This window comes from bacterium (assembly GCA_012517375.1).
Lineage (GTDB): Bacteria > Hydrothermota > Tepidihabitantia > B3-TA06 > B3-TA06 > JAAYVC01.
In genome coordinates this window covers 1-5,175 of record JAAYVC010000023.1, presented here as the reverse complement: position 1 = coordinate 5,175, position 5,175 = coordinate 1, and the positions used below count along the sequence as shown (strand labels likewise).

The 5,175-nt window shown below is 50.9% G+C and carries 6 protein-coding genes; 5 read left to right on the top strand and 1 reads right to left on the bottom strand.

The genetic code is table 11. The annotated features are described in order from the left end of the window. Positions 1 to 1,073 (bottom strand): hypothetical protein (locus GX441_02795; protein ID NLI97571.1); only part of this gene is annotated, 1,073 nt, incomplete at its 3' end. Between the two features lie 133 nt (positions 1,074 to 1,206). Between GX441_02795 and GX441_02790 the strand changes: the two genes are divergently transcribed. The 5 genes from GX441_02790 to GX441_02770 all read left to right on the top strand — a co-directional run bounded on the left by GX441_02790 (position 1,207) and on the right by GX441_02770 (position 5,055). Continuing rightward, complete coding sequence (locus tag GX441_02790; GenBank protein ID NLI97570.1) at positions 1,207 to 1,929, top strand: sigma-70 family RNA polymerase sigma factor; 723 nt, start codon at positions 1,207 to 1,209, stop codon at positions 1,927 to 1,929. Next, the gene (locus GX441_02785) at positions 1,913 to 2,518 is read left to right on the top strand and encodes a zf-HC2 domain-containing protein (protein ID NLI97569.1); all 606 of its coding nucleotides are present in this window, start codon (positions 1,913 to 1,915) and stop codon (positions 2,516 to 2,518) included. The genes GX441_02790 and GX441_02785 overlap by 17 nt, the downstream gene beginning before the upstream one ends. Before the next feature lies 1 nt (position 2,519). Continuing rightward, the gene (locus tag GX441_02780) at positions 2,520 to 3,353 is read left to right on the top strand and encodes a hypothetical protein (GenBank protein NLI97568.1); all 834 of its coding nucleotides are present in this window, start codon (positions 2,520 to 2,522) and stop codon (positions 3,351 to 3,353) included. A 127-nt stretch (positions 3,354 to 3,480) separates the two neighbouring features. After that, positions 3,481 to 3,951 (top strand): hypothetical protein, encoded by a 471-nt coding sequence (locus GX441_02775; protein NLI97567.1) that lies wholly within the window; start codon positions 3,481 to 3,483, stop codon positions 3,949 to 3,951. A 327-nt stretch (positions 3,952 to 4,278) separates the two neighbouring features. Beyond that, positions 4,279 to 5,055 carry a hypothetical protein gene (locus tag GX441_02770; protein ID NLI97566.1) on the top strand — a complete coding sequence of 259 codons (777 nt, stop codon included), beginning with the start codon at positions 4,279 to 4,281 and terminating at the stop codon, positions 5,053 to 5,055. The last annotated feature ends 120 nt before the right edge of the window (positions 5,056 to 5,175 follow it).

Sequence of the window (5,175 nt, the reverse complement as noted above, 5' to 3'; positions counted from 1 at the left end):
GTTATATCGTAGACCTTCAGGCTGACATTGGTGGAGTATGGAACGGCAAAACGGATGATTGCCTGGTCTAGCTCGAAGGAGAACGGTGTTACAGGAGTTTCGGGTGAGGATGGCTCCGCGATGCCGGTAAGCGGTTCAATGAGTGCGTCGTCTTCTGCAAGCTCATCGGGTTCGAGCCTGGTATAAGCCCTTACCACGTATACCCCGGAGTCTGGAACGCTCCACTCCTTAAACGTCACCTGCAGGGATGATTCCTTGGGGATGGATACCTTTTGGGAATCAGCGTACACCCTTTGCATTCCATAGAGTATCTCGGCACACACCCACCCCTGCTTGTCATCCTTTATGCCTTCATTAGCGAACGTAACCTTCGGAGTGTATTTGCCGGCGTCAGGCGGGTCGGAGTCTATGCTTTTTGCCGCGTAGTCGTAGTATGCAACACTGCGAAGAAATACATCGTCCCAGGAAACCTCCTGACCGTACCACCTGTTCCCGAATGCCTGACCGATTGAGTTAAGCTGAACTCTGTATATAGTGTCTTCTCCGGACCAACCATGTTCTGTCCATCGCTGGCTTAGAATATTCTCTACCCTGCTCCATTCGCCAATATTCGGAAACGGTACGGCAATCACATAAGCGGTCTCGCCGGGAGGATATGAATTATCTACATGACCCACTTCCCAGATAATCGTCTTGAAAGAAGTGGAGTGAAAACTAATATATGCGTTTGCGATGGAATCTTCGTGACCATGCGCCAGATTGTACATCCAGATGCAGCTATCGATATCGGATACGGCTTTGGGGACTGATAAGTTTTGTCCGCACCAAACCCTTACTCCTCCGTCGACCACGCCGCAATAGGTTTTAGTATCCGTAAGAAATGAATAACTACCTGTAAATGACCGCTCGGGATCGTGCGCGTTTACTCGTGCACTATCGCTAATCCCCATACTGTCGGTAGTCCAGTCGCCCTGCCCAAGCTCGGCGCCGGGGTCTCGTATCGCGTTTACCCATATCTTTGCACCAAGACCGAGTGTCCCCGCTAAAAAAAACATACTTATCTTCTTTATCATCGTTCCTCCTGGGCTGGATGCAAAAGCATAGCCCAATATCAAAAATTGTCAATAAAGGAGGATTTTTGAAAGACCGGGCGCGGATAATCGAACAAGCAGTTGACTTATAAGGATATCTAGCTAAAATATTTTTGTGGATGTCGGACTTTGCGGGACGGAGCTAAAAAAAATCCGTTTGGACCCCCTTGATAGAAAGTTTTTAAACGCCCTTTTTGCGTCAACGAATAATAACGCCTCTTCGTCTAGAAATAAGAAGCATTCTGAACCCGTAATACGCTCAGATGCGGAACTTGTCGCTGATATAAGGCGCGGCTCAGACGACGCAAGCCGCGAGATTGTTGAGCGTTACAAGCGTTTGCTGTACTCTATTGCCTATGGTTTTTTGGGCGACCATTCTGAAGCCGACGATGTGGTTCAGCAGGTTTTCGTAAGGTTCTTTGAAAATGTGGAGCGAATGCGGAAGGCGGATGCCTTAAAAACGTATCTTGCCCGAAGCGCAACTAACGAGTCCATAGACCGTTTACGCCGCGCGAAAAGGAGAAAAACCATCTCCCTGGAGGACATGGGCGATGAAGAGGCGATTTCCCTTGAAGACGGCCGGACGCCCGACGAACATCGAAGGCGCGCCGAGCTAAGGGAACAGATAAACTGGGCTCTCTCGCAGCTGTCCGAACGCCAGAAAAGGGTTGCCGTACTCTCCTTCGTGGATGAGTTAAGCTACGAAGAGATAGCGAGGGTGCTCGACTGCGAGGAAGTAACCGTCCGAACTCATCTCCACCGCGCGCGCAAACGTCTTCAGGAACTCCTAGCTCCACGATTACGCGATATGGAGGCAGGTTTTGCCAAAGAAGAGTAGTAAGCGCACTGGAGACCAACACGGCGCTCAGGTCTTAAGGAAGAAAGAGATAATTAAAACCGATATCCTGAACTGCAGCAATGCAGAGGGTCTTTTTGCTTTCTATCTCGCTGGCCGGACAACCGACGAGGAAACCAAATTGCTCCGCACCCATCTGCGCTCCTGCCCCACTTGCCGCGAGGCGTTAGCCAGAGAGACCCGGCTAACGAGGGTAATGCGCAATGCGCTGGTCCCGCGCTCGGAACCCGAAAGCATGGAGTTCATGTGGGCAAGGGTCCAGGCGAAGCTGATTGAAAGACGCTCCGCAAAACCAAAGGTATGGTGGAGATGGATCTTCGCCGGAGCAGGCGCAGGTCTTGCCTCGGCAGCCGCATTAGTGGCGTTCATTTTCCTGCGTACACCCATTGCGCCCGCGCTCGCTTTGCACGAAGCGTCTTACTTCAAGGGAATGCCAGCCGAACCTCCTGCAATGGTCTCAGACGATGCCGAAGCCGCGCTTTCAACCGAGCTTGTTTCTCTAAGTCTCGGCAGCCCCACACCTTCCGCGCGCAGCGCCTCGTACGCGAACATTAATGGAGGAGGAAACTGAAATGAACCGCTTCCGCAGGAATACGCATAAGTCGATAACGCCTGCGGATGCGTTGCTTGTATCGGGACTCGTCTTTCTGGTCCTTGCTGCTGCCGCTTGCGAACGAAGACCCGTGAAGCTTTTATGGAAGCTTGAGCAGGGCAAGACGTACGTCTACAAGAACGAAGTCACGGGAACGTGGAAGATAGAAGGCTGGGAGATGGGTGAACGGGGAGGACCCTTCGGAAACGTATTGACTACCGAGATGACAGTCGAGTCGATGAATGCCGATTCATCGTTCCATGTTAAAGAAGTCACGAAGCTTATGCGCGAGGGCGCCGGTTTTGCTCCAACAGTGGTCACCTACAGCATGGCGTCCAACGGCAAGATTTACTCGCTTGAGATTAGGGATACGGGCACTGCCCCGCGCGCGATACCCGTAACAAGGGAGCGCACAGAGAAGCTTTACGAAGAGACCCAGCCCACATTCCCGGATAGAATATTAAGACCCGGAGATACGTGGGTTCAGGAAACAAAGGTCGTGCTCGAGGAGCGCGTTATCACGACGACTAACGAGTTCGAGGTCAAGGCTTGGGAGAAAGCGGGCGACTACATGTGTCTGCGAATCGACTACAAGGGTGAGACGGTTGTGCCTTACGAGCGCAAGGGTCTTAAGGTCGTGGATAAGGGCAAGGTAAAGGGAAGCATGTGGTTTTCGCCTGAAGAGGGATTACTCATCCAGCAGCAGGACTCCATATACATCGCAACTACGCGTGTTGTACCCGAGGGTGAGAAACCGCCCTCGACCTACGTTGTCCAGTCCAGCCGAATTTACAAGCTGGTAGAAGTAAAGTAGCCCCCGCCCCCCTACCCACGAACAGATAAGTCTATGCTTGTGTCGTTGATTGTTTTTCGTCGATCTCGCTTGACAGCCCCTCCTCCCTAAGTAGGCTTTTTATTTAATATGACGCTACAAGGAGAAGATGAATGAAAAGCAGCAGACACCAGAAAATTTCAGGAGATTTTGGAGAAACCTCGTTTTATATTGGCTCTCTAAAAACGGCTTTGAATGTGCCAGGGTTGACCACACAGGAATTGATCTTATCGCCAGAAACCCAAAGACAAAAGAACTCGCGGGCATTTCTGTAAAAAGCAGAACACGTAAGCATGGTACTGAGACTGAAGGAATTTATATTGATAATGACGAATTCGAAAAAGTACAAAAGGCATGCAAGGCTTTTGGGTGTATTCCTTATTATGCCTTAGTAGCGGATTTGGAGATTCAAAATAAAATATGGGTCTTCATCTTGAGTATGAAAAAAATACTATCACTTTATGAGAAGGGAAAAAATGTCCTGAGCTGGAAAATGACACCCAAATTAATCGAATCGTACAAAAACGACAAAGACATTAAGATGATCGTGTTTAGCTATACCACACTTCAGTGGTGGTAGAAAAATGTGGTTCTACCTAAATCCCACCGGCTTCGCATGGCGCCTCTAGCGACTACGCCTCCCTTAGTAAGGGAGGCAAGAACTCCTGCGTCCTTTTTTGCTAATGGACCTATCCTTATAGCCTCCATTATTAAGGTCTTAAGCTTCCTTTATTAATGGGCCACCCCCTACAGTCCCCCTTATTAAGGGGGGAGGGGGGAATTTATGCAACTCCCCTTTTTCGTACCAAGCGACCTGAATTAAACAACTTACAACATTGACCTTGACAAGCCTTAATAAATTCCCATAATATGGCTAGGGCTTTAACCGAAATCAAAGGAGCAGGTAATGAAAAGGTTAGGAGCTTTTTTTATTCTACTTCCGCTGGCGCTTTCCGCCTACCCCCTCGGAATGACAAACGTAAAACTTCCCTCGGCATTGAACCCTGGCGCACTCGAGTTCGACTTCCAGCACCGGTTCATGGGGAGCGTTCTTGACAGCCCTCTCGAGACCTTCTTCGGCCTGGACATAGGCTCAAACACCCTTCTGGGTCTTAAGTACACGATAATGCCGGGACTGGAGCTCGGCTTGTCGCGGACTTCATACCATGCAGAGTACGACGCCGATTTGAGCTGCTCGCGCTTCTTCCCTAAGCTCTGGCTTCAGGCAAGGGCGGGCGTAGAGGGTTTCACGTACAAGCCGGACACGCTGAGGCGTTGGAGCGTCTTTCCTAATGTAACGCTTGCCTCGGGTCCCTTGTTGGAGCGCGTGATACCCTCTCTGACAGCAGGGTACGACGTGGATGCAGGGCGGATGGGGGTTGGTGCAGGCCTCATGGTGATTTTTTTAAAAAACGTCGGGCGCTTCGAGGAGATAGCGCTCCTGGGTGAGTTCTACCCCTACCTCGGCGGGCAGCCTCTGATACCGGAGGAGCGGATAACAGGCTCGTTCGTTGCAGGCATAGGCGGCTCGACTTACGGACACCAGTTCATGCTGACCGTCTCGAACTCGACCGGAATCGGGACACGGAATCTGGAATCAGGCGTGCGGCGATTTACGGACGACGCTTTTCCGTTGAGCGTCGGCTTCAGCATCCGCAGGCTTCTTGCAAGGGGCCGGGAGTGAAGGTCTTGAGATCGGCCGACACCATGGAGAAGCTAATGAGAGATAAAATAAAGTGAAGCATTATTGTGATAAATCGCGGTTACCGTTATCGGTAGCAACCGGGGAACTGCGCCCAAGGCT